General features: G+C 32.0%; 2 protein-coding genes. Both read right to left on the bottom strand.

Annotated features, from left to right (window positions below; translation table 11 throughout):
- Positions 1-125: 125 nt before the first annotated feature.
- Complete coding sequence (locus tag AACM45_RS20205) at positions 126-881, bottom strand: DUF6090 family protein (RefSeq protein ID WP_339145014.1); 756 nt, start codon at positions 879-881, stop codon at positions 126-128.
- A gap of 160 nt (positions 882-1,041) precedes the next feature.
- A complete protein-coding gene (locus AACM45_RS20210; protein ID WP_339145015.1) occupies positions 1,042-1,809 on the bottom strand; it encodes a DUF6090 family protein in 768 nt (255 codons plus the stop codon).
- Positions 1,810-1,836 lie beyond the last annotated feature (27 nt).

The following is a 1,836-nucleotide window of genomic DNA, read 5'->3' on the forward strand; positions in this document are numbered from 1 at the left end:
TCGGCTATGAGTAGTTGCGTGGTTTAGCACTTAACTTTGCAAGTACATACCAAACTGAAAATCCGCGAGGATTTTCAGAAGAAGGCAAGGACAAGCAATTACTTATAGCCATTGTTGTGCTTTCGTTATTTTTTTAGTTCCGAATTAATTAATTCAATTAAATGCATCGATTTTATTTTGATGTTCTGATACATTTCAATCATTCCTTCTGAAGTCCATTTCGCCACAACACATCCATTTTTATATTCAAGACTCTCAAAAAGAGCCTTAAAGTCTTCTTCTGAAATATTTACCTGTTCTATAGTTTTTTTTCCTAAAAAGACTGGCTTCATACGTTCAACATCAGCAAATCTAAAAATTGATTTAGATATGTTTTCATCATATTCTGCAGTCTCGTGCTCAATGTTGAATAGGTTTTGTTGGTAAAGAAGTGATAATTCGAACAAGTATATCTTTATTGAATCGTTAGAAATAAGATTCATATTTCCAGAGCTCACTAAATCACTGTATGTAACATTGCTTGGTTGAAATCTTTCTTGATTTAAAGTATTTATTACATTATAAGTTGTCTCGTTTAAATCCTTAATTGGCTGTCCATTTATTTGCTTTATTAGTTTCTCAATTCCTGATGATTTTTTTTGTCTAAAATCTATATTGTATTCAAGACTTTCAATGTCTTTTATTAGGTCAAGCTTAATATTTGTTAAGTACTTGAACTCTCTTTCTTTTTCTATTCTTTTATTATTCGAATTGTTAATCTGAAGCGCAATCAAAATTCCAATTACCACAAGAATAATTTCACCGATTGCATAAATAAGATACTTGCTAAATTTGTTTTCAGAGAGTAGTTTCTGTCTAATTTTTCTAAAGAATTTTATCATTTGCTATTGGTTGGTTATAATGAAGCACAACGGTCTCGGCTATGAGTTGTTGCGTCGTTTTGCACTAAACTTTGCAAGCACACACCAAGTTGGAAATTCCGCAGGAATTTCCAAAGTAGGCGACAACAAGCAATTACTTATAGCCATTGTTGTGCTGTCGTTATTTTTTTAATTCATTGTCTATAGTTTCAACAATCCCTTTAGCCGTTGTAATTAATATTTCTGAACCTTCTATTGCAAGAATGATATGAGTTAGTTTGTAAGTCATCAGATTCTCGAAATCTGTGTTCTTAAAGAGTCCAGAAAAATCATTTTTAATGGTTCCATTTGGTATCACCATTCCGTAATCGAAAATATCCTTCCGAGACCGTAAGACTTGGGCTAATGAGACATGTTTTCCTGTAATTGGTAAGTAAAATCTTTGAGTCATCTCTCTAATGGCATCTTCCTCCTCTGTGAAATCTGCTAACATGTCAGGCCATGATATGAGTTGATTTTTAAGTAGATTATTACTTATTATGTTGATTTTACCTGAATTAGACAACATATTTAACGCACTTGATTGACTATCATATGAACCAGTGAATGATTCAAGCCAAAGCAACTTCAGAAGTTCATCCTCAGTATAATTTGCATGTCCTGACTCCAAAATTCTATAAAGCTTTTTAATCGCAGAAACCTGTTGATTCCTTACATCCAATAAAAAGGTTAAGTCTTCAATAGCATTGTTAAAATCAAATTTTAAGTTGTGCAATAATTGTTTTTCTTCAACTCTGGCCCTTTTCTCAGAATTCCAATTATTAATCTGAAGTGCAATCAGAATACCAATAACAACAAGAAAAATTTCTCCGATTGCGTAAATCAGATATTTGCTAAACTTGTTTTCAGAGAGTAGTTGTTGTCTAATTTTTCTAAAGAATTTTATCATTGGTTAGGGGTTTCTGGTAATGAAGCA

It is taken from the genome of Croceitalea sp. MTPC5, assembly GCF_036985505.1.
GTDB lineage: Bacteria > Bacteroidota > Bacteroidia > Flavobacteriales > Flavobacteriaceae > Croceitalea.

Bases quoted from the DNA above. Each gene is read 5' to 3' on its own strand.
- AACM45_RS20210 (WP_339145015.1), bottom strand. From the start codon at position 1,809: ATGATAAAATTCTTTAGAAAAATTAGACAACAACTACTCTCTGAAAAC.
- AACM45_RS20205 (WP_339145014.1), bottom strand. From the start codon at position 881: ATGATAAAATTCTTTAGAAAAATTAGACAGAAACTACTCTCTGAAAAC.